The following is a 22,083-nucleotide window of genomic DNA, read 5'->3' as shown; positions in this document are numbered from 1 at the left end:
TCCGGGGGTTTTTTCTTGCCACCTTGCGCGCCCGACTGCGGGGCACTAGGTCTCGAAGTCAGTTCTTGCACAGGATCGCCACCGATGACCCAAACGCCCGAAACGCTCGCCCATGCCCTTCTGGACGCCGCCCGCAAGGCCGGGGCCGATGCAGCGGATGCGATTGCGGTGCAGGGAACCTCGCTTTCCATCGACGTGCTGAACGGCACGCTGGAACATGCTGAACGTGCCGATGGCGTTGAGATCGGGTTACGCGTTCTGATGGGTCAGCGGCAGGCCTGTGTTTCCGCCTCTGACACGCGGGCCGAGACCCTGACCGAAATGGCCGAACGCGCCGTCGCCATGGCCCGGCTTGCCCCCGAAGACCCCAATATCGGTCTTGCCGATCCCTCGCAGCTGGCTACGGGTTGGGACATTGACGCGCTCGACATGATCGACCCGGCGGCAGAGCCCGACCCCGCCGATCTGGAGGCCCGCGCGCTGGAAGCCGAGGCCGCTGCATTGGCCGTGAACGGCGTCAGCCAGGTTCAGTCCACCAGCGCCGGATATGGCCGCCGCACCCGCCACATCGCCGCGACGAACGGGTTTTCCGGCGGCTACACCCGCACCGACCACGGCCTGTCCTGTGTTGCCATCACCGGCGAGGGGTTGGGAATGGAACGGGACTATTACGGCGACATGCGGATGCACCGCGCCGATATGATGTCCCCGGCAGAGGTGGGCAGGATCGCCGCCGAACGCGCCGTCGCCCGCAAGGGCGCCCGCAAGCCCGCAACAGGCGCTTTCCCGGTGCTGTTCGACGAACGGGTGTCATCCTCGCTGATCGGGCATCTGTTGCAGGCCGCCAATGGTTCCGCCATTGCCCGCGGCGCGTCCTGGCTGCGCGAGGCGCTTGGGGAACAGGTGCTGCCCGAGGGGCTGTCGCTGATCGAACAACCGCTGCGCCCGCGCGCCAGCGGATCGCGCCCCTTCGATGCGGAAGGGCTACCCACGGCAGAGCGTGCGATCATCGACAAAGGCGTGCTGACCGGGTGGACGCTGGACCTTGCCACTGCCCGCAAACTGGGGCTGCAATCGACGGGCAACGCCGCACGCGGCACGTCGTCTCCGCCCTCGCCCTCGGTCTCGAACGTGGCACTGACCCAAGGCACAGCCAGCCGCGAAGATCTGCTGCGCGACATGGGCACCGGGCTGCTGATCACCTCGATGATCGGCAGTTCCATCAACCCCAACACGGGCGACTATTCCCGTGGGGCCTCCGGGTTCTGGGTGGAAAACGGCGAACTGGCCTATCCGGTCAACGAATGCACCGTTGCGGGCAACCTGCGTGACATGCTGCGCGGAATCGTGCCCGCCAATGACGCCCGCACCCATCTGAGCCACGTGGTGCCATCGCTTCTGGTCGAGGGGCTGACGCTTGCCGGGGCCTGATCTGAGGCTTCTGATCGACGCGGCGCAGAAGGCCGGCACGATCGCCGAACGCCACTGGACCCGTGATCCGCAGATCTGGGACAAGCCCGGCGGCCACGGGCCGGTGACAGAGGCCGATCTGGAAATCGACGCCATGCTGCGGGAAAGCCTGACCGCCGCGCGCCCCGGCTATGGCTGGCTGTCGGAGGAAACCGAGGACGGGGTGGACAGGTTGTCCCGCGATCACGTCTTCATCGTTGATCCCATCGACGGCACGCGGTCCTTCATCGACGGGCAAAAGAACTTCGCCCATTCTCTGGCGGTGACCCGACAGGGACAGGTGACGGCGGCGGTGGTCTACCTGCCGATGCTGGACAGGATGTTCACGGCAGAACTTGGGAAAGGGGCGGCGCTGAACGGCGCACCCCTCGCCGCCTCCGGCACCCATGATGAACCAAGCGCCACGGTTCTGGCCTCTCGTCCGAATTTCAAGCCGGATCACTGGCCGGGGGGCGTGCCCGCGGTGCATCGCAGTTTCCGCCCCTCGCTGGCCTACCGGCTGGCGCTTGTCGGGCAGGGCCGCTTTGACGGCATGATCACCTTCCGCGATAGCTGGGAATGGGACATTGCCGCCGGCGCGCTGATCGTGTCCGAGGCAGGGGGGCTGATCTCTGACCGGGACAACCGGCCGCTTGCGTTCAACAACCCGCGCCCGTTGCTGCCCGGCGTTATCGCCGCCAACCGCCCGATCCATGCGGCCCTGATGGCGCGGCGCGTCCTGGCCTGACACCCCTGAAACGCAAACACCCGCCCGGATGGAACCGGACGGGCGTTCGTATTCTCGATCAGGCTGCGTTCAGCGGCGGATGCCGAGACGCTGGATCAGGCTCTGGTAACGAGCTTCGTCCTTGGCCTTGGTGTAGTCCAGAAGCTTACGACGCTGAGCAACCATCATCAGAAGACCACGGCGGGAGTGGTTGTCCTTCTTGTGGCTCTTGAAGTGCTCGGTCAGCGTGTTGATGCGGCTGGTGAGAATCGCGACCTGAACTTCGGGCGAACCGGTGTCGCCTTCTTTGGTTGCGAATTCCTTGATCAGACGGGCCTTTTCTTCGGCAGTAATCGACATCGGGGTCTCCTTTTCAGGTTCAAAGTGGATGGCGCAGGCCGGGATGTCGTCCAGCAAGGCCCATGGAGAAGTGTCACCCCAAGCGGGGCGATTGCGGGCGTATAGGGGATTATCCGGGCAAAGGAAAGCCCCATTTTCTCCAACCAAATAAGGCAATTCTGCCGGGATTGGGGCGGTCGGTCATTAACCATATGGATAGGATTTTATTGAGCTTTTCATCAAAGACTCGGAACATTTACGCCTCGACTGGTGATTCATTCACCCTTCGGAAACAGCGCCACATTTATTCCACAGGAAAACCTTGTGGTGGTCGGTAAATGACCCAATGGCCGGCGCAGGATCATCGTCAAGCATATGAAAAGGCTCAACCCCCGGGGCCGTGCGTTGAGGCAAAGGAACGACAATGATTGCAGCGGGTGGAGTAATGTTGCTGATGCTTCTCGGGTTCGCGCTCGAGGGGCTGTTTTCTGGCGGCGATGAACAGGATGGCGCGAGCGATGGCTCGGACTCGGCTGCCGATGGGCGCGCCGATGGCGGCTATGACGCCTCCGTCTATACCTCCGATCTGCATGACCTGTTGTTCGGTACCGACGGCATGGGCAATCCCGGCTCCGGCTCCGAAGAGGACAGCGGCGAAAGCGGCGGGTCCGGTGGCGACCTGCTGGATGGCCTGTTCGCAGCCCCTGAGGATGACCCGCAGGAGCAGCAGGTCATCTTCGGTACAGCTGCCAGCGAGGCGATGTCCGGCGATGTCGGCGACGATGCAATCTACGGCGAAGATGGCGACGATTCCCTTTACGGTGACGATGGCGAAGACACGCTTGACGGTGGGGACGGGGCCGACACGCTGGACGGCGGTGACGGGACCGATACGCTGATCCTGGGCGATGGCGACCTTGCCACTGGCGGCGAGGGTGAGGATACGTTCCAGACCGACGACGACATTCCCGAAGACGTGCCGATCCTGACCGACTTCCTGACCGGTGTGGATACGATCCTTGTGCGCTACGATGGCGACACGCCGCCGGAAATCACGTTGGAAGCGGATGAAGAGGCCGGCAATACGGCCGTGTTCTCTGATGGCGTGCAGATCCTGCAACTGGATGGCACCACCGATGTCAGCCTTGACGATGTGGTTCTGGAGCAGGAGATGACGGACCCATCAGACGGCGATGACTCGCTGACCGGCGGGGAAGGCGATGACACGATTGATGGCGGTGAGGGTGATGACACGATCACCGGCCTCGATGGGGATGACCTGCTGAATGGCGGCACCGGCGACGATATCCTGCGCGGGCGCACCGGCATGGATGAACTGTTCGGCCAGCAGGGCGCAGATGCCCTGACCGGTGGCGATGGCGACGATCTGATTTCGGGCGGCACGGAGAATGATCTCGCCTTCGGCAATGAAGGTGACGACACCGTGCAGGGCGATGACGGCAACGATGAGCTTTACGGTGATCAGGGCGCGGATGTTTTGCAGGGTGGCAGCGGCCATGACCTGCTGCATGGCGGGGAAGATGACGACAGCCTTTACGGCGATGACGGCCATGACCTGCTGTTCGGTGCCGAGGGTGACGACGACATGCAGGGCGGCGCCGGCGATGACTATCTGCTTGGCGGATTCGGATCCGACAACATGTCCGGCGGTGACGGCAATGATACGCTCGATGGCACTTTCACCAGCGGTGACAGCAGCTTCGGCCCGTATGATGAGGATAGCTCCGACACGCTGGCCGGGGGGGACGGCGACGATCACCTTTTCCTTGGTGAGGGCGATACCGGCATTGGCGGTAGCGGTGCGGATCTGTTCGAATCAGGCAGCTACATCGAATCCGAGGCCCCGGTGGTGACGGATTTCAACCCGGACGAAGACCAGATTCAGGTCAGCGTGGACCTGGAGGCTTCGCCTGATCCCGATGTGTCGGTCATTGATTTTGACGATGGCACCGGCGCCAGCATCATGGTGGATGGCACCATCGTTCTGCAGGTGACCGGCGCGCAGGGGCTTGATCCCTCGGCCATTCTGATCCGCGATATCCGCCTCGACGATCTGGCGGAATCTGCCTGATCGGGGTTACCTCGCGAGGAAATGCGGACGGACCGCCGTCAGGATGGCCTCGGGCACTTCTTCCATTGCGAAATGGCCGGTTCCATGGATTTCTTTTCCGGTCACGGGCTGCTCACACCAAGCCTGCCACAAGGCCTGCGGATCGCCCGTCTTTGCCGGAAAGCCCGCGCTGGCCCAAAGGAACAGCAACGGCGCGGCGATCTTGTGGCCGGCCAAACGGTCGGCCTCATCCAGAGCGCGGTCTATCGTTGCCCCCGCCCGGTAATCCGCGCACATCGCATGCACACGCGCCGGGTCCAATGCCTGCTGCCGGTACCTGTCAAGGGCAGCGCCTTCAAAGGGTGCGAGGCTTCGGCAATGGGTCCAGCTTGACAGGGTCCAGTCGAAATAGGCCAGAGGATCGGCCCCGATCATCCGTTCCGGGATAGGGGCGGGTTGGGCCAGAAAGGTCCAATGGTAGGCCTTGAGCGCCAGTTCCGCATCCCACGCCTCCCAGAAATCCACCGTTGGCACCACCTCGATGATTCCCAACCGATCCACCCGGTCGGGATGATCCAGCGCCAGCCGATAGGTCACCCGCGCGCCGCGGTCATGTCCAAGGATGTGCGCTTTGGGCAGCCCCATGAAATCCATGATCCCGATGATATCCCTCGCCATTTCCCGCTTGGAATAGGTGTGGTGATCGGCATCGTCGGCAGGCGCGTCGCTGTCGCCATAGCCGCGCAGATCGGGGATGATCACGTGAAAATCCTGCGCCAGATCGGGCGCGATCCCGGCCCAACACATGTGGTTCTGCGGAAAGCCGTGCAGGCAGATCAGCGGCGGCCCTTCACCCCCCTGATGCACGGACAGGCGGATGCCGTTCGTCTCGATGAAGCTCTGCGTGAAGCCTGGAATATCCGACATGGCGCGGCCCTCCTGCCTGACAGACTGCGCGCCGCGAAGGGCGAGGTCAACGGGCAGGCCAGACCTGCGGCTCCGTGGCATAGGCGATATAGAGCGGATGGCGCGGATGCCCCGCCTTGGACAGCCCCAGGCAATGCAGAGCGACGCCCGCACCGCGCAGGAGCGCCTCCACCTCCGGCCCCCGGCTCAGATGTTCACCATGCACGCCCCAACCGGCGATGATCGTATCGGCCCACCCCAGCCCTTCCAGCAGAAGCGCATCATTCTCGGCCCCCACCGGCTCGGGCGCGGCGCGCAGCAGTCGCGGGTCGGTTTCCCGCCAGGCGAAGATGTTCATCACCCGGAACCCGCCGAAGCCAAGCACCCGTGCCCGCCGTTCGCAGCGTTCAACGGTGGGGTCGTTCTGCACCTCGGTCGCTTTTGAGGGGTTCAGCATGATGAACAGAACCCGTGGCCCGGCCTCGTTCCAGACCCGGCTGAGAGAATAGCGATACCGTTCGCAGTCGGAATAGACCGCAACGCTGGCCGCATCGCCCTTCTGATGGGTTCGGGTGATCACAGGTTGAAAACGCGGGAGGGATGCACCTCACCCCCGCGATAGATGCCAACGGCGACCGGCGTGCCCTTGTAAGACACCCAGACCTCCTCTCCATACTCGGCGGTGCCCAATACCTGCCCCGGATTGCCGTTCTTCAACCGGGCATATCCCAGATCATTGGCGCGCAGTTCAGGCAGATCATCGAGCCCCACCTGTAGCGGCAGAAGATGCGCATCAAGCGCCGGGTCCTTGGCCATATCCTCGACCATCGAGAACGCAACCGCGTCCTCCACATCGAAAGGCCCGGACCAGACGCGGCGCAGCTTCTGCACATGTCCAAGGCATCCGAGCGCTTCGCCAAGATCCCGCGCAATCGACCGCACATAGCCGCCCTTTCCGCAGACCATTTCCAGTTCGGCATGATCGGCATCGGGGCGCGACAGCAGAGTCAGGCTTTCCACATACAAAGGCCGCGCGGCGATCTCGAACTCTTCGTCATCGCGGGCCAGTTTGTAGGCGCGCTCGCCATCAATCTTCACGGCGGAAAACTTGGGCGGCACCTGCATGATGTCGCCCTCAAACCCTTTTAGCGCCTCAACGATCTGATCATCCGTCGGCCGCAGATCACTTGTCTGGATGACCTCGCCCTCGGCGTCATCGGTGTTGGTCGCAGCTCCGAAACTGACGGTAAAGACATAGGCCTTCATCGCATCGGTGATGAAAGGCACGGTCTTGGTCGCCTCGCCCAAGGCCACCGCCAGCACGCCCGTGGCATCCGGGTCCAAAGTGCCCGCATGACCTGCCTTCTTGGCATCGAACGCCCACCGGACCTTGTTGACCACAGCGGTCGAGGTCAGCCCCGCGGGCTTGTCCACCACCAGCCAGCCGTGAATATCGCGTCCCTTGCGCCTGCGCCCCATGGCCCGCACCTCTCGTGTCAAACGTCCCGGAAAGGCGATGCTGCTAGCGGGACTTGCCCGACTCGTCAACAACCGTCCCCAGAATGGGACCCAGTTGAAACCCGAAATCGTCACGCCCCAAGTCCGGCGCATAGAGCCGCGAGACGCGCCCATCCAGGTAAAGCGCATTGGGCGTGCCCAGATGATCGCGGAAGAGCCGCCCGAAATGATCGAAATTCACCGCCCTGTCGGAAATCGCGAAGATCGCGCGGGTGCCGGTCGCGTCGACGCCTACCCCGTTGCGGATGTTCAGAGATGTGCTGTCCGGCAGAAATCGCGGATGCAGCGCCCCGTCAATGACCAGCATCGGCCCCGATTGCGTGGCATAGCGGCAGTCGGGCGGGTTCGCCGCATAGGCGCGGCTTTCGATCACCCGTGCACGGCCCGCCTGAATGCAGAACACCCCATTGGGCAGCAGCCCGAAATTTCCCGGCCCATCCGATGTGACGACCCGCATTTCCTGCTGGCCATCCTCGATATACAGCCCCACGGGCCTGCGATCGTCATGGAACATGCCAGCATTCACGGCAAAGCCAAGCCGCTGGCCGGGGGCAAGGTTGCGTTCGACACGAGAGAAATTGCCAAGGATATTGCCGGCCTCGTCACGCAGGAACAGGCGCAGGTCCTCGCGGGTCAGATCCACTTCGCAAATCGTGAAGGCAGCCCCGTCGAACTGGTCCTGCCGGCATTCGGTTGCCTGCACCGCCGAAGCGGCCAGCATCATCAGCGAAACGGTCAGCCAACGCATCTCAGTCCTCGCCGTCACCCTCTGCGTGGTCCAGATCCTGCCGCACTTTCTCCTGTTGGAACAGCGCACGCGCCTCGTCCATCTTGTCGAAGGTCTCGTCGATCAGGAACCGGAAGTCGGGCGCATATTTCAGGTTCATCTTCTTGGTGATGACCCGCCGCAGCTCACCCTTGTTGCGCTTCAACGCCTGAATGGCCTCCTGCCGATGACCACCACCAAGGGGCAACACATAGACGGTCGCAATCTTCAGATCGGGCGAGGTGCGAACCTCGCTCACCGTGATCGACATCGCGTTCAACTCGGGGTCGTGGATATCCCCCTGCATCAGCACATCCGACAGGGTGCGCCGGATCAGTTCGCCCACCCGCAACTGCCGCTGCGAGGGTCCGGGTCCGTCGTGAAACTTGTTCTTTGCCATGGCCATCATCCTTTGCCCCCCACTTATGGGATCACCCCGCCCCCCGCAAGCAACGGCTTTCACGCGGTGGTTAGGTGCGCTAGAGCAGGGGCAGGATTTTGCCAAAGGATCGGGATCATGCAGGGCAGCACCGCAATCGCAGTCATGGGGGCATCGGGCCGAATGGGGCAGATGTTGATCAAACTGGTAAACGAAAGCGACGCCGCGCATCTGGTCGCCGTGACGGAACGCGCGGGCCATGACTGGGCAGGCCGCGACCTGGGCGAATGCATGGGCGGGGCCGCGACCGGCGTCATGGTCCATGCCGATCCGATTGACGCCATCGTCAATGCGCAGGCGGTGATCGACTTCACCTCGCCTGACGCCACCGTCGCCCACGCCCAACTGACCGCTCAGGCCCGCTGCGTCCACGTGATTGGCACCACCGGCATGAATGACAGCCACGATCAGGCGCTGACCCATGCCAGCCGCCACGCCACGATCATCCAGGCGGGCAATATGAGCCTTGGCGTGAACCTGCTGGTGCAGATCACCAAACAGGTGGCGGCCGCGCTGGACGAAGATTTCGATATCGAGGTGATCGAGGCCCACCATCACCACAAGGTCGATGCCCCCTCTGGCACCGCGCTTATGCTGGGGCAGGCCGCGGCGGATGGCCGGGGCATCGACCTCAATGTCGCGAAGGATTCGGGCCGCGACGGCATCACCGGCGCCCGCCAGCGCGGGCATATCGGCTTCTCCGCCATTCGTGGCGGCGATATTGTCGGCGAACATGACGTGCTCTTTGCCGGTCAGGGCGAACGCATCGTCCTGCGCCACGTCGCCACCGACCGAGCCATCTTCGCGCGTGGGGCGCTCAAGGCCGCGCTTTGGGGTCAGGGTAAAGGCCCCGGCCGCTTCGATATGCTCGACGTTCTGGGAATGCGTTGAACCAGCCCTGAAGCAGCCGAGAACCGGTGGATCAGCGTGATTGCCAGCCCCGTCGCGCACCGGGGGACTTCGAGTGGAAATCGGCAGGGCGCTTTCGCACCCAGGCGATGAACTTGCTCAACCTCGGTTGCGCCTGAAGCGCTTCGATCGTGTTGAAATCGCGTGCGAGCTCTGTTTCCGACAGGGTCGCGTGAATCTCGTTGTGACAGATCTGGTGCAGCAAAACGGTCGGTCCGCCCTTGCCGCCGCGCAGGCGTGGGATCAGGTGATGAAGGCTCTGCTTCGCGTGCGGCGGGATCGGTCGCCCGCAGAGGGGGCAGATCGGCGTTTCGTCCATTTCGCGTGTGGTCCTGCGCTGTTCTGAGCCATAGGATGGTGCAAACCCGGGACGAGGCAAGCGCGGATGCAAACCGAAAAACTGGACGCGGTTGTGATTGGGGCAGGACCAGCCGGTCTGATGGCCGCCGAGTCCATGACGCGTGCCGGGCGCACTGTGGTGATTGTCGAGGCAAAGCCCTCGGCCGGGCGCAAACTGCTGATGGCAGGCAAATCGGGGTTGAACCTGACAAAGGACGAGCCATGCGCGCGATTCCTCGCGGCCTATGGCGCGGCTGAAGACTGGCTGACGCCGATGTTGCAGGCGTTCGGCCCAACAGATGTGAAGGCCTGGTCCGAGGGGCTGGGGCAACCGGTGTTCACGGGATCATCCGGTCGGGTGTTTCCAAAGGTGATGAAGGCATCGCCCTTGCTGCGGGCCTGGCTTGGGCGGATCGGGGCAGAGATGCGGCTGCGCTGGCGCTGGACCGGGTTCGAGGGTTCTGCGCTGCGCTTCGACACGCCGCAAGGGCAGCGGCTGGTGCAGGCAGAGGTGACTGTACTGGCGCTTGGCGGCGGATCCTGGGCGCGGCTCGGGTCGGATGCGGCCTGGGTGCCGTGGTTGCAGGAGATCGGCGTTGAGGTGGCCCCGATCGTTCCGGCGAATATGGGGTTTCGGGTGACCTGGTCACCGCATATGGCGCGCTGGTTCGGGGCCCCGGTGAAAGGCTGTTTGCTGAGCGCCGGAAACCGGGACGTGAGGGCGGAGTTCGTGGTGTCCGAACGTGGGGTCGAGGGCGGTGGCATTTATGCGCTCTATCGCGAGCTGCGCGAAGGGGCAGGGCTGGTGCTGGACCTGTTCCCGGATCAGACACATGAGGATCTGGCCGCGCGTCTTGCCCGCCCGCGCGGGAAGGCGAGCCTGTCCAACTATCTGCGCAAGCTTTTGGGATTGGAGGGTGTGCGCATGGCCCTGGTGAATGAGGTCGCGCGACCTCTGTCGGAGGGTGAGGCGCTTGCGGCAAAGCTGAAGGCGCTGAATCTGCCGCTGGCCGGGCCGAGACCGCTGGATGAGGCGATTTCCACGGGCGGCGGCGTGATGCGGGCGGCGGTCTCGGACGGGCTGATGCTGCGGGCGCGGCCCGGCACATTCGTGGCCGGCGAGATGCTGGACTGGGAGGCCCCGACAGGGGGGTATCTGCTGACGGGCTGCCTTGCCACCGGGCTATGGGCCGGGCGGCACGCGGGGGCGTGGCGCGGCTGATTGCGCCCCGGACGGGGCCGGGTCGCGGCGGGGGGCGGTCCTCGTCAAGCCCCTCCGGGGCCCTCCTCGAACCGCGTTGCCACGGAAGGCGGTGCCGACCGGTCCGGACATTCCACGATCCACTGGCGGCGCGGCAGGAACGCCTCCGGCGGCGCGGCAGGAACGCCTCCGGCGGGAGTATTTGGGCCAAGAAGAAGGGGCAGGCGCGCGTCAGGCGGCAGCGGCTTTCTTGTAGGCGGGGCGGTCGAACATCATCGCGCCGAAGGCATGGATGCGGTCGTCGATGATGGGAAACTTTGCCCCCACGGCCCATCTGAGGCAATGGGCCAGCAGGATGTCGGCAATGGTCATGGTTTCACCCATCAGGAAGGGGCCGGTTTCGGACATGCGGGGCAGCAGGCGGTGCTGGCTTTGCTCGAATTCCCATTTGAGGCTGTCCTTGATCGCAGGCAGGCGGTGTTCTTCGGGCAGGACAAAGCTGTGACGGGCGGCCATCCAGAAGATCTGGTCGAACTCTTCGTTGATGAAATGGGTCAGTGCGTCCTGATGGGCGCGGTCAATGGTGCCGGGTGCGAAGGTCAGGGCCGCATGGCGGTCGGCCAGATAGGTCATGATCGCCAGCGAATCAGTGATCGGGACGCCATCGGCGATCAGGACCGGAACCTTGCCCGCCGGGTTCACGGCGACGACGGAGGGGTCGCGCGGCGGGGCCTGCACATGGTCGTAGGCGAGCCCAAGTTCCTCCAGCACCCATAGCACGCGCAGGGTGCGGGTCTGGGTCTTGCCGATCACTTTGTACATGCTGTGCCTCCTGTTGCATCGGCGCAGTCTGGCGCGTGAGGGCGGGGGCGTCCAGAGGCCGTGCGCTTGTCGATCTGATTGTGCTAGGCTGATGTCGAGGCTGTTCAGACAGGAGACGTCCGATGCACCGCCGGTCAAGGCACCTATTGTTCGCAGTCGGGATTGCTTTGGCTGCGATAAACCCCTTGCAGGCGCAAACAACGGATATTCCACCCTGGTTGCAGCAGCATGTGGGTCAGGGGGAAGGGCAGATCGCCCTGGTGGTACTGCAAAGAGCGCGAGATCTGTACCAGGAGCAGGTGCGCGAGGCGGGCATATCCAACCCCTGTTACCTTGCAATGGATGCAACCCGCCCCAGCACGTCGTCCAGCGGAACGCCGGGGCAGCGGTTCTACATTATCTGCGAGGAGGAGGAGTCGTTTCGCGCGGTGTCGTCGGGCTATGGAAGCGGGCGGGATCTGCCGCAGGCCAATTTCCGCAACGGACGGGAATGCGCGCGGCATTTCAGCAATGCGGAAGGATCCAACCTGACCATGGGCGGGGCCTATGTGACGGCGGAGACCCGGACCTCATTCAAGGGGTATTTCAGCGATTCCGACGACAGAGTGCCGTTCGAGCGGTCCTTTCTGCTGTTCGATGGCATGGGCGAAACCGACAACGCGCGGGAACGGGAAATCGGTGGCCATGTCGCGATGTTTTTGCGGTGGCAGTGCCGTTTCAGCGACCCGGAAAGCCCCTTCGCGGATGCGGAGGGATTTGTCCCCTTCGGCCAGTTGATCAACTATGATGGCGGGCGGAGCAATGGTTGCACGACATGGTCAGAAGAGGTGGCTGGCGACATCATTTCGTTGGTTGAGGGGGATCCGACGACGCTCTACATCTACCCGGAATCCGGCGATATCAACGCGGTGGCAGAGGCCGTGACTGGGCAGCGGAGCCTCTCAGAGGAGGGACTCTACTGGAACGCGGCCTGCCTGGAGGAAATCGAGACACCTGTGTTCTGGACGCGGGAAACCCTGCGGCCGATCATCGACGAATGGCGCGATACGCTACCGGAACAACCGCCCCTTGAGCTGCCGATCTGCCGCTGATCGACTGCCCTAGCGCATCCGCGAGGCGACAGTGGCCAGCCGGATCAGCACGCGTTCCAGCAACGCGTCCTGCGGGGCGTGCTGGCTGGAGCGTAGTGTCAGGTCGAGCTCGATCAGCGCCTGAAGGGCCTGTTCCAGCCGGTCCGATCCCCACATTCCGGCCTGCCGGATCATCTTGTCGCGGCGCGGGCCGAAAACGGGGGGGCGCAATGCCCCGACACCGGCGGACGCCCCGCCGGGGTGGATCGCGGCGGCGTGGAGCGTTCGGAAATGGCGCAAGGCCATGATGGTCAGGGTCACGGTCGCAACGCCCTGACCGGTCAGCTTCTGCATGAGCGCGCCGATCTGGGCGACCTGGCCTTCGGCGGCGGCGGTGATGATGTCATCCATCCCGGCCTCGATCGTGGCGGGGGCGCAGGCAGATACATCGGCGACGCTGACCGGGGTGGGGTCACCGATCTTGTAGAGCGCCAGTTTCTCAACCGTCTGGCGGAAATCGCCGGGGTCCAGTTGGGTGGCCAGTGCGGTCAACTGTGCAGACGCATCGCGGTCAAGTTGGGTGACGCCGGATTTTGCCAGCGTCTCCTCGATCTCGGCGCGGCTTGGCGGGTCGTCGTAAATGCCCACGCAATAGGCTTGCTTGTGGCCCTCGAACAGCTTGCGCAGGGCGGATTTGGCGGGCAGGGCGCGCGGCGCGGTGACGATGATCTGGGCATCGCCCGGCTGCCAGTCCTTCAGCGCTTCCGCAATCACCGGGGCAAGCCCGTCGGCGGCGTCCTCAACAAAGGCTACACGCGGACCGGGAAAGAAGCCAACCGCCTTCACCGCATCTAGCAACAGGGCCTTTTCGCTGCGCAACTCGCTGGCGGAGATCCGGCTCAGGCGCATCTCTTCTTCCGCGCCGGGGCCAAGCAGCTTGGCAATCACATCCTGCCGCTTGATCGCCACGCGCATGGCATCGGCCCCGAAAATCAGAAGACCCGCGGCGGATTGGTCGGGATTGGCGAAATAGGCGCTGGCGTCGCGGGCCGAAAGCTTCATGACCAGCGAAGCGAAGAGGCCAGCAGCCGCGACATGACCTGATCGGCCAGCGCGATCATCAGCCGATCCTGCGCGTCGCGGCGGGCAGCGGTGGTCGCGACCGAGGTCGAGGTGGTGGAATAGGCCGTGAAGGTCGAAACCGAATCGGCCAGCAACTGCGCATCCGTCGCGGTTTCGGTCAGCGTAAACCGGACAGTGCCCGCGATATTGATACGGGTGATGTCATTGGTGCCGGTGATGGCCAGATCGGTTTCCGAAGTCTCGATGAAGTAGTCGAGCCGGTAGGTCTCGGCCTGAGGCAGGCCAAGCCGTTCCTCCAGTCGCGCGACCAGCTGAAACCCGAGCCGCGTGTCCGGGGCGGCAACCAGCACCTGCCCGCGCAGGGCCTGACCCGCCCCGCCCGGCGCATAGACCGGTGCAAAGCCGCAGCCCGCAAGCGGGGCCACGGCCAGAAGGGTCAGGAAATGGCGGCGATCAGATGACGACATTGACGATACGGCCCGGAACGACGATCAGTTTCTTGGGCTGACCACCGGCCAGCGCCTTGACCACAGCGTCGTCTGCCAGCGCGATCTTTTCAACCTCTTCCTTGGGCAGATCCTTGGCGACGGTGATTTCCGACCGCCGCTTGCCGTTGATCTGGATGGGCAGGGTCACGGTGTTTTCCACCAACATCGCCTCATCCGCTACCGGCCAGGCGGCCTCGGCCAGAAGACCCTCGCCACCCTGATGGGCCCAGATGTCTTCCGCAAGATGCGGGGTCATGGGCGACATCAGCTGTGCCAGTGTCATGATCGCCTGCTTCTGCGCCGCCGCGCCTGCCTTTGATTTGGCCAGCGTGTTGGTGAAGGCGTAAAGCCGGGCAATCGCCGCGTTGAAGCCGAAGCTTTCGACGCCGAGCGTCACGTCACGGATGGCCTTGTGCATCTCGCGCAGCAGGTCTACGTCACCTTCACCCTTTGCATCGGCGTCCATCGCGGCGATGCGGTCGCACAGGGTCCAGACCCGGCCCAGATGCCGGTGCGCGGCCTCGGCCCCGGCGGCGGTCCATTCCACGTCGCGTTCGGGCGGGGAATCGGACAGCACGAACCAGCGGGCGGTGTCGGCGCCGTAGGACGCGATGATGTTCATCGGGTCGACGACGTTGTTCTTCGACTTCGACATCTTGGCGGAGGGGATGATTTCCACCTCGGTGCCATCCTCGAGGAACCCCTTGCCATCGCGCATCTCTACCGCTTCAGGGTAGTGGTACACGGGGCGGCCATTGGCGTCGCGGGTCTGGAAGATCGCATGCGTCACCATCCCTTGCGTAAAGAGCGCATCGAAGGGTTCCTTCGACTTCTCCGGCAGGTGGCCGCAGATATGCATCGCGCGGGCGAAGAAGCGGGAATAGAGCAGGTGCAGAATCGCGTGCTCGATGCCGCCGATATACTGGTCGACATTCATCCAGTACTCGGCCTCGGCCATATCCGTGGGCGTCGTGGCGCGCGGCGCGGTGAAGCGGGCGAAATACCAGGACGAATCGACGAAGGTATCCATCGTGTCGGTTTCACGCCGGGCAGGCGCACCGCAGGACGGGCAGGCACAGTCGCGCCAGGTTGGGTGCCGGTCCAGCGGGTTGCCGGGTATGTCGAAGCTGACATCCTCGGGCAGTTCGATGGGCAGGTTTTCCTTCTTTTCCGGCACCACGCCGCAGGCATCGCAATGCACCACGGGAATCGGGCAGCCCCAGTAGCGCTGGCGGGAAAGACCCCAATCGCGCAGACGGAACTTGGTCACGCCGGTGCCGAGCCCCTTGGCCTCCATCCAGTCAATGGTGGCGTCGATGGCCTCCTGCCCGGTGGCCTCATCCAGCCCGGCGAAATGGTCGATCCACTTCACCTTCTCGGTTTTGGGGGGCACGAAAGCCTCTGTCTCCACCGGTTTGGGATCATCCAGAGCGACGAAGGTGTCGATCACCGGCAGGTTATACTTGCGGCAGAAGTCGAGATCGCGCTGGTCGTGGGCCGGGCAGGCGAAGATCGCGCCGGTGCCGTAATCCATCAGGATGAAGTTGGCGACCCAAACGGGAATCTCCCAGTCGGGGTTCAGCGGATGACGCACGCGCAGACCGGTATCCGCGCCCAGTTTCTCCGCCTTTTCAATGGCTTCTTCCGTGGTACCGCCCTTGCGCATCTCGGCCACCTTGGCGGCGAGATCGGGGTTCTCGGCCTCCAGCGCCTTGGTCAGCGGGTGGTCGGGGGAGATGCCCAGGAAGCTCGCGCCCATCAGCGTGTCGGGTCGGGTTGTATAGACGTCGAGCGTGTCGATCCCATGCGCAGGCTCGGTCAGCGACCACGAGAATTGCAGACCGCGCGACTTGCCGATCCAGTTTTCCTGCATCAGCCGCACCTTGGCGGGCCAGTCATCCAGCGTATCCAGCGCGTCCAGCAATTCCCCCGACATGTCGGAGATCTTGAAGAACCACTGGGTCAGCTCGCGCCGCTCCACCAGCGCGCCGGACCGCCAGCCGCGCCCGTCCTCGACCTGTTCATTTGCCAGAACCGTCATATCGACCGGGTCCCAGTTCACGATGGCGTTCTTGCGGTAGACCAGCCCTTTTTCAAGGAAATCGAGGAACAGCGCCTGTTGCTGGCCGTAGTATTCCGGGTCGCAGGTGGCGAACATCCGGCTCCAGTCGATGCCGAAGCCAAGCGGCTTCATCTGCTCGACCATCGTGTCGATATTCTCGTAGGTCCATGTTTTGGGGTGCCCGCCCGAGGCCATGGCGGCGTTTTCCGCAGGCATCCCGAACGCGTCGAACCCCATGGGATGCAGCACGTTATGGCCCGTCGATTTCTTGTAGCGCGCGATGACGTCGCCCATGGTGTAGTTGCGCACATGGCCGATATGGATGCGGCCCGACGGGTAGGGGAACATCTCCAGCACATAGTATTTCGGCTTCGTCTCATCGCGCTTGGCGAGGAACGTGCCGGACTTTTCCCAGGCGGATTGCCATTTCGGTTCGATCACACTGGGGTCGTAGCGGGCCATGTGCTGTCCTTGTCGTCTGTCATACGAAAACGCCGGGCACTTGGGCCCGGCGTGTGTTTAGAAGCCTTGCGGGGCAGAATCTAGAGGTCACCTTCGCGGATACGGATCTGACGCGCGCGGGTTAGAATCGCATCCTCCACGGCGCGCTGCGTTTCCCGGCTGACCGGGCCACCGCGCGATTGCAGGGCCACGCGCAGGCTGCGGGCATCAAGCGCAGGGTCGGTCACATAGACCGTCGCGCGATAAGCGCGGCCGCCACCGGGCGGGGTGCCGTAGCCGAAGACGATGACGCCCGAGAACGGATCAGCGGCCTCGATCGGCATGAAGTCGAGAATCTCAAGCGAGGCATTCCACAGGTAGCGGTTCACCTCGACCGTGACATTGGGATCGTCATTGTTGGAAAACAGATCCCAGATCGTGTTGCGGGAAGGGTCTGGAAGCGCACCGCCTTCAATAAGTTGTGCGCGGGTTTCAGCGCTCATCTCATTGTCCAGCCCGCCGAAACGACCGCCGCAGGCCGTCAGCGCCGAGAGCGCAAGCAATATCGCCAAGATTTTGCCCAAACGTCCGATCATGATACGCTCCCGTCCCGTTCCATTCCGGTTTACAGCCTTTAAACCGCTTGGCCCTTGGTATCGCAGGGCCAATAGCGCGGCAAGTGTCTTAAAAGGCGCGTAAGCAGGCGACCCGTTGGGCTACTGTGACATGTCTGCACCATCACCGGGGCAAGATGCCGTATCCGCGACGCGCTTTCTTGCAATCAGACCGCTGAAAGTTGAGAGAGAGGCATACCCAACGCGGATTCCCCGGTTGGGGAGATTTTATCTAACGAGGGAAAAACCATGAAAAAGGTTCTCTTCGCAACGACTGCACTCGTCGCCACCGCGGGCGTCGCATCTGCAGACGTTACCGTTTCCGGCTACGCCGAAATGGGTCTGGTTGGCGGCGACATGATGGAAACCCAGTTCCATCAGGACATCGACGTCACCTTCAGCCTCTCCGGCACCACCGACAACGGCCTGACCTTCGGCGCATCCGTAGACTTGGACGAAGCTCAGGACACTGGATCCTGCACAGTCACTGAGACTGCTGTCGCGGGTACCGTGCACACCTGCACCGACGCGGCTAACGCAGCTCTGGATAACACCTCCGATGATGGCGGCGTTGCAGTGTTCATTTCCGGCAACTTCGGCACCGTCACCATGGGTGACACCGACGGCGCTCTGGACTGGGCCCTGACCGAAGCCGGCAACATCGGCAACCCTGGCTCGATCGCTGACGATGAAACCGCACACGGCGGCTACCTCGGCTCCTACGGCGACGGTTCCTCCGACGGCCAGGTTCTGCGTTACGACTACTCCTTCGGTGATTTCGCATTCGCGATCTCGATGGAGCAGGACACCGTTGGTGGCGCAGGCAACGGCGTTGTTGACGCGGGCGACACCAACGGCAACATGGCTCTGGGTCTGCGTTACTCCACCTCCGCAGGTGGTGTGGATCTGAGCCTCGGCCTCGGCTACCAGTCGACCGACTTCGGCACTGCAAACGACCAGACCATCATCGGTGCATCGGTTGTTGCTTCCTTCGCAGGCGGCTTCTCCGCAGGCATCCAGTACAGCGACTGGTCCGATGTGGGTGGTGTTGCCGGTGCAGACAACTCGCACATGGGCATCGGCATCGGCTACTCGATGGACGCCATCTCGCTGCACGCCAACTACGGCGAGTACGACTCCGGCGCATCGGGCTTCGGCCTCGCAGCAGCTTACGACCTGGGTGGCGGCGCTGGCCTGCACCTCGGCTACGGCTCGACCGACGGTGGCGCAGACACCTGGTCCTTCGGCCTGGCAATGTCCTTCTAATCCAACCGGATTATTTGGTAGGGAAGAGCGGGCTTTACGCCCGCTCTTTTCTTTTGTGCAGAAGGACCGTCACAGATGTCACTTTCCGAAATCTCCGGGGCCATCACACGGGCAGAAGCCGCCGCAGGACGCGCGCCCGGGTCTGTTCGCCTGATTGCCGTGTCCAAGGTGCAACCGCTGGATCGGGTCGAGGCGGTGCTGGAAGAGGGGCATCGGTTGTTCGGGGAAAACCGAGTGCAGGAAGCCGCCGGGAAATGGCCCGCGTTCCGGGACCGTTTCGAGGGCGTCGACCTGCATCTGATCGGCCCATTGCAAAGCAACAAGGCGCGCCAGGCGATGGAGCTCTTTGACGCGATCCACACGCTTGACCGGCCAAAGCTGGCCACAACACTGGCCCGGCTGGCGCAGGAGTTGGGACATTGCCCGGACCTGATGATCCAGGTGAACACCGGCGCGGAGCCGCAGAAGGCGGGCGTCCTGCCCGGCGACGCGGATGCGTTCATTGCGGAGGCGCGGGCGCTGGACCTTCCGGTAAAGGGCCTGATGTGCATCCCGCCGGTCGACGAGGAACCGGCGCTGCACTTCGCCCTGCTTGCAAAGATCGCAGAGAGGAACGGGCTGGCAGAGCTGTCCATGGGCATGAGCGCGGATTTTGAGACGGCGATTGCGCTTGGCGCGACCTATGTGCGGGTGGGGTCGGCGATTTTCGGGGACCGGGTGCCGGGCTGAGAGCGGTTTCGCCGCCTGCCGGCGTCGACCGGGGGGCGACCCTCGTCAGGCTCCTCCGGAGCCCTCCTCGGGTCGCATTGCCATGGACATTCGGCCCCGGGCGGTCTGCGGTGTCGCCGGCGGTTGCGGCTTTGGGGTCGGGATGCCTCCGGCGGAGGTATTTTTGCCAAGATGAAAGGGCTTAGTCCACGATCAGGCGGCTGCCTTGTGTCAGCTTCCGGGTGAGCCAGAGGAGGTGGCCCGGTGCCATGGCGACGCAGCCTTCGGTGGGGTGGCCCGGCTTGCGCCAGCGATGCAGGAAGATGGCGGAACCGCGCCCCGGTTTTGCGACAGGCCAGTTCCAGTCCGTCAACAGGATGAGATCGTACAGGCGGTCGGCGCGCGACAGCCGTTCGTGGCTGCCTGAGTAGGGCGCGTGGACTTGCAGGTTGTAGTCCGGGCAAGCCGGGTCGTCGGACCACAGGTCGCCCGGCCCGATCGGCCTTGCCCAACCTACCGGACGCGCCATGCGGTCGGGCCGGTAGAGGCAGCCCACGATCCTGTGGATGCCGCGCGGGGTCGCGCCGTCGCCTTCGCGCTTGTCCGACCGTATGCCGCCCTTGCCGATGGAGCAGGGAATCACGCGGCCCTGAAAGCGCAGCCCCATCGGGGTCAGGACCATATCCTGCGGAGTCATAGCAGGTGGCCTGATTTCTTCGCCTTCACGTCAAGGTAGTGGGCGTTGTGTCGGTTCGTCGGGGTGATCAGGGGAACCCGTTCGGCCACCATTATTCCTTCGTGTTCCATCATCGCCACCTTGCGGGGGTTGTTGGTCATCAACCGCACGGCGGAAAAGCCCATGCGGCGCAGGATATCGGCACCGAGGCGGAAGTCGCGTTCATCATCTTCGAAGCCGAGCCGGTGGTTTGCCTCGACCGTATCGAAGCCCTGATCCTGCAGGGAGTAGGCGCGCATCTTGTTGGCGAGCCCTATCCCGCGCCCTTCCTGATTGAGGTAGAGCAGCACGCCCGCCCCCGCTGTTCCCATCTCTGCAAGAGCGGTTCGCAGTTGCGGGCCACAGTCGCATTTCAGCGAGCCGAGCACATCGCCGGTGAAGCAGGCGGAATGCAGCCGGGCCAGTACCGGGGCATCACGGTCGGGGCGGCCGATCTCGATTGCGTAGTGCTCGGTCCCGCCATTGTCGGGGCGGAAGATATGCAGGCGACCGGCGTCAGCTGCCTCGATCGGCAAGCGGGCGGCTGCAACGGGGTTGAGGGCGTGTGGGCGCAGCAGGTCCTGATGGGTGGCGTCTGGATGCAGGCGGGTCAGATGATGATCGGCGGCGAATGCCTTTGCATTGGCGATCGGCACGATGATCGCCGCGGGCAGAAGCTGCGCGGACTTGATCAGGGCAATGGCGAGGCGATGAAGCCCTGCCACCCCCTCTCGCCGGGTCAACAGCGGGCCTTTCATCGGGACACGCAAATCGTCGGCGGGATCGGCAATTGCCCGCACCCAGGATGCAGTCGCGTCGACGGGGACCACAACGCGCGCCAGATCGCCATCATAGGCCCGCGCCTTCAGCGTTTCCGCGCGCCGGTCGGTGATTGCGAGGTCCAGCTCGCCAAAGCTCCGGATCGCCGAAAGCCGGGCATCGGTCAGTGTTTCTGCCGCCAGCAGGGCAATGCCATCGCCGTCCCCCAGAACGACAGGCAAGCCGACGCGCAGGTCGGCGCGGGCGCGGGCGGCAAGCTCGGACGGGGTGGGCAGAAGCGGCATCGCATGGTCCTGAACGACGGGTGTCTTCCCCATGTAGACTGCCCTGTAGCGTTTTGAAACATTTGCTCGCTGTCTGACACGGCTGCGTGAGAAGTTTTTCGATGCACTTGTCAGACGGGTGATTGCACGACATGTGCAGAGAAGAACAAGCAACGGGAGCCACCAAGAATGGCCAATCTCAAGAAAATCCTGCTGGTGGATGATGACGAGGATCTGCGCGAGGCATTGGCCGAACAGCTGATCATGACCGAAGATTTCGACGTGTTCGAGGCCGGCAATGGGTCCGAAGGCCTGCAAAAGGCAAAGGAAGCGATATACGATCTGGTAATCCTGGACGTGGGTCTGCCCGACACCGATGGTCGCGAACTGTGCCGCCTGATGCGCAAGCAGGGGGTGAAATGCCCGGTTCTGATGCTGACCGGCCATGACAGCGATGCAGATACCATCCTTGGCCTTGATGCGGGGGCGAATGACTATGTCACGAAGCCCTTCAAGTTTCCGGTTCTTCTGGCCCGCATTCGCGCGCAACTGCGCCAGCATGAACAATCGGAAGATGCCGTATTCCAGCTTGGGCCCTACACGTTCAAGCCCGCCATGAAGATGCTGGAAACGGAGGATATGAAGAAAATCCGGTTGACCGAGAAGGAAACGAATATCCTCAAATACCTTTATCGCGCCCAGGATGGTGTGGTGGCGCGTGATGTGCTGTTGCACGAGGTCTGGGGCTACAACGCCGGGGTGACCACCCATACGCTGGAAACGCATATCTACCGCTTGCGCCAGAAGATCGAGCCCGACCCCTCGAATGCGCGCATTTTGGTCACAGAAAGCGGCGGATATCGTCTTTTGGCGTGAAATAACCGCTAAATGTTGACTAATTGATTTAATCAACCGATAGTTGACAGAAGGTGAACAACACCTACCTCCCTGTTGGACTGGCCCGGCCGAGCGCCGGGCTTTTTTCGTCTGGCGGGCACGACGCGCATTGATCGGCGGTCCGACCAGTGCGGAATGAGGCAAATTGATTGTTTCCTTCCTTGAAACGCATTGCTTCGACGATCTGGCCGACATTTTTCAGAAGAAGCG

General features: G+C 63.5%; 23 protein-coding genes. 9 read left to right on the top strand and 14 right to left on the bottom strand.

Annotated features, from left to right (window positions below):
* Positions 1-84: 84 nt before the first annotated feature.
* Entirely contained in the window at positions 85-1,431 is a 1,347-nt protein-coding gene (locus RBB16_RS01045) for a TldD/PmbA family protein (RefSeq protein ID WP_306044352.1), read from the top strand.
* A complete protein-coding gene (locus RBB16_RS01040; protein ID WP_306044351.1) occupies positions 1,418-2,197 on the top strand; it encodes a 3'(2'),5'-bisphosphate nucleotidase CysQ in 780 nt (259 codons plus the stop codon). The genes RBB16_RS01045 and RBB16_RS01040 overlap by 14 nt, the downstream gene beginning before the upstream one ends.
* Before the next feature lie 69 nt (positions 2,198-2,266).
* Here the strand turns inward: RBB16_RS01040 and rpsO are convergent, their stop codons facing one another.
* Positions 2,267-2,536 (bottom strand): 30S ribosomal protein S15, encoded by a 270-nt coding sequence (rpsO, locus tag RBB16_RS01035; RefSeq protein WP_071691776.1) that lies wholly within the window; start codon positions 2,534-2,536, stop codon positions 2,267-2,269.
* A 424-nt stretch (positions 2,537-2,960) separates the two neighbouring features.
* On the opposite strand from rpsO, the gene RBB16_RS01030 reads away from it, so the two are divergent.
* A complete protein-coding gene (locus RBB16_RS01030; RefSeq protein ID WP_306044350.1) occupies positions 2,961-4,607 on the top strand; it encodes a calcium-binding protein in 1,647 nt (548 codons plus the stop codon).
* Between the two features lie 6 nt (positions 4,608-4,613).
* Here RBB16_RS01030 and RBB16_RS01025 read toward each other — a convergent pair whose 3' ends face one another.
* From RBB16_RS01025 to rbfA, 5 genes are read right to left on the bottom strand one after another with little or no spacing between them, the layout of a single operon-like run.
* Positions 4,614-5,513, bottom strand: coding sequence for an alpha/beta hydrolase (locus RBB16_RS01025; protein WP_306044349.1), 900 nt, complete (start codon positions 5,511-5,513; stop codon positions 4,614-4,616).
* A 46-nt stretch (positions 5,514-5,559) separates the two neighbouring features.
* Entirely contained in the window at positions 5,560-6,072 is a 513-nt protein-coding gene (locus RBB16_RS01020; protein ID WP_306044348.1) for a DUF1643 domain-containing protein, read from the bottom strand.
* Positions 6,069-6,971: a tRNA pseudouridine(55) synthase TruB gene (gene truB / locus RBB16_RS01015; protein ID WP_306044347.1), complete on the bottom strand. Its 903-nt coding sequence runs from the start codon at positions 6,969-6,971 to the stop codon at positions 6,069-6,071. Before truB ends, RBB16_RS01020 begins: the two co-directional genes overlap by 4 nt.
* Before the next feature lie 43 nt (positions 6,972-7,014).
* Positions 7,015-7,758 (bottom strand): phosphodiester glycosidase family protein, encoded by a 744-nt coding sequence (locus tag RBB16_RS01010; RefSeq protein WP_306044346.1) that lies wholly within the window; start codon positions 7,756-7,758, stop codon positions 7,015-7,017.
* A gap of 1 nt (position 7,759) precedes the next feature.
* Positions 7,760-8,176, bottom strand: a complete 417-nt coding sequence (rbfA, locus tag RBB16_RS01005) for a 30S ribosome-binding factor RbfA (RefSeq protein WP_306044345.1) — start codon at positions 8,174-8,176, stop codon at positions 7,760-7,762.
* Between the two features lie 117 nt (positions 8,177-8,293).
* Between rbfA and dapB the strand changes: the two genes are divergently transcribed.
* Positions 8,294-9,106, top strand: a complete 813-nt coding sequence (gene dapB, locus RBB16_RS01000) for a 4-hydroxy-tetrahydrodipicolinate reductase (RefSeq protein WP_306044344.1) — start codon at positions 8,294-8,296, stop codon at positions 9,104-9,106.
* 31 nt (positions 9,107-9,137) lie between these two features.
* Here dapB and RBB16_RS00995 read toward each other — a convergent pair whose 3' ends face one another.
* Positions 9,138-9,443 (bottom strand): HNH endonuclease, encoded by a 306-nt coding sequence (locus tag RBB16_RS00995; RefSeq protein WP_306044343.1) that lies wholly within the window; start codon positions 9,441-9,443, stop codon positions 9,138-9,140.
* Positions 9,444-9,524: 81 nt separating this feature from the next.
* Here RBB16_RS00995 and RBB16_RS00990 point away from each other — a divergent pair, with 81 nt between their 5' ends.
* Positions 9,525-10,685 carry a TIGR03862 family flavoprotein gene (locus tag RBB16_RS00990; protein ID WP_306044471.1) on the top strand — a complete coding sequence of 387 codons (1,161 nt, stop codon included), beginning with the start codon at positions 9,525-9,527 and terminating at the stop codon, positions 10,683-10,685.
* Between the two features lie 210 nt (positions 10,686-10,895).
* Here the strand turns inward: RBB16_RS00990 and RBB16_RS00985 are convergent, their stop codons facing one another.
* Positions 10,896-11,486: a glutathione S-transferase family protein gene (locus RBB16_RS00985; protein WP_306044342.1), complete on the bottom strand. Its 591-nt coding sequence runs from the start codon at positions 11,484-11,486 to the stop codon at positions 10,896-10,898.
* Positions 11,487-11,608: 122 nt separating this feature from the next.
* Here RBB16_RS00985 and RBB16_RS00980 point away from each other — a divergent pair, with 122 nt between their 5' ends.
* Positions 11,609-12,577, top strand: a complete 969-nt coding sequence (locus RBB16_RS00980; RefSeq protein WP_306044341.1) for a hypothetical protein — start codon at positions 11,609-11,611, stop codon at positions 12,575-12,577.
* A gap of 9 nt (positions 12,578-12,586) precedes the next feature.
* Here RBB16_RS00980 and holA read toward each other — a convergent pair whose 3' ends face one another.
* From holA to RBB16_RS00960, 4 genes are all read right to left on the bottom strand, one after another.
* Entirely contained in the window at positions 12,587-13,618 is a 1,032-nt protein-coding gene (holA, locus tag RBB16_RS00975) for a DNA polymerase III subunit delta (RefSeq protein WP_306044339.1), read from the bottom strand.
* A complete protein-coding gene (lptE, locus tag RBB16_RS00970; protein ID WP_306044338.1) occupies positions 13,615-14,106 on the bottom strand; it encodes an LPS assembly lipoprotein LptE in 492 nt (163 codons plus the stop codon). The genes holA and lptE overlap by 4 nt, the downstream gene beginning before the upstream one ends.
* Positions 14,093-16,651, bottom strand: coding sequence for a leucine--tRNA ligase (gene leuS, locus RBB16_RS00965; protein WP_306044337.1), 2,559 nt, complete (start codon positions 16,649-16,651; stop codon positions 14,093-14,095). Before leuS ends, lptE begins: the two co-directional genes overlap by 14 nt.
* Positions 16,652-16,731: 80 nt before the next feature.
* Positions 16,732-17,226, bottom strand: coding sequence for a DUF3576 domain-containing protein (locus RBB16_RS00960; protein ID WP_306044336.1), 495 nt, complete (start codon positions 17,224-17,226; stop codon positions 16,732-16,734).
* 267 nt (positions 17,227-17,493) lie between these two features.
* Between RBB16_RS00960 and RBB16_RS00955 the strand changes: the two genes are divergently transcribed.
* Together RBB16_RS00955 and RBB16_RS00950 are read left to right on the top strand one after the other, a co-directional pair.
* Positions 17,494-18,510: a porin gene (locus tag RBB16_RS00955; RefSeq protein WP_306044335.1), complete on the top strand. Its 1,017-nt coding sequence runs from the start codon at positions 17,494-17,496 to the stop codon at positions 18,508-18,510.
* A gap of 75 nt (positions 18,511-18,585) precedes the next feature.
* Entirely contained in the window at positions 18,586-19,239 is a 654-nt protein-coding gene (locus RBB16_RS00950; protein ID WP_306044334.1) for a YggS family pyridoxal phosphate-dependent enzyme, read from the top strand.
* A 181-nt stretch (positions 19,240-19,420) separates the two neighbouring features.
* Here the strand turns inward: RBB16_RS00950 and RBB16_RS00945 are convergent, their stop codons facing one another.
* Both RBB16_RS00945 and ribA read right to left on the bottom strand, forming a co-directional pair.
* On the bottom strand, positions 19,421-19,915 hold the full coding sequence (locus RBB16_RS00945) for a L,D-transpeptidase (protein ID WP_306044333.1): 495 nt from the start codon (positions 19,913-19,915) through the stop codon (positions 19,421-19,423).
* Positions 19,912-20,997: a GTP cyclohydrolase II gene (gene ribA / locus RBB16_RS00940; protein ID WP_306044470.1), complete on the bottom strand. Its 1,086-nt coding sequence runs from the start codon at positions 20,995-20,997 to the stop codon at positions 19,912-19,914. The genes RBB16_RS00945 and ribA overlap by 4 nt, the downstream gene beginning before the upstream one ends.
* A gap of 168 nt (positions 20,998-21,165) precedes the next feature.
* Between ribA and RBB16_RS00935 the strand changes: the two genes are divergently transcribed.
* On the top strand, positions 21,166-21,852 hold the full coding sequence (locus tag RBB16_RS00935; RefSeq protein ID WP_071691756.1) for a response regulator transcription factor: 687 nt from the start codon (positions 21,166-21,168) through the stop codon (positions 21,850-21,852).
* Positions 21,853-22,083 lie beyond the last annotated feature (231 nt).

Source organism: Nioella sp. MMSF_3534 (assembly GCF_030732985.1).
Classification (GTDB): Bacteria; Pseudomonadota; Alphaproteobacteria; order Rhodobacterales; family Rhodobacteraceae; genus Nioella.
This window is presented reverse-complemented; position numbering and strand designations above follow the sequence as displayed.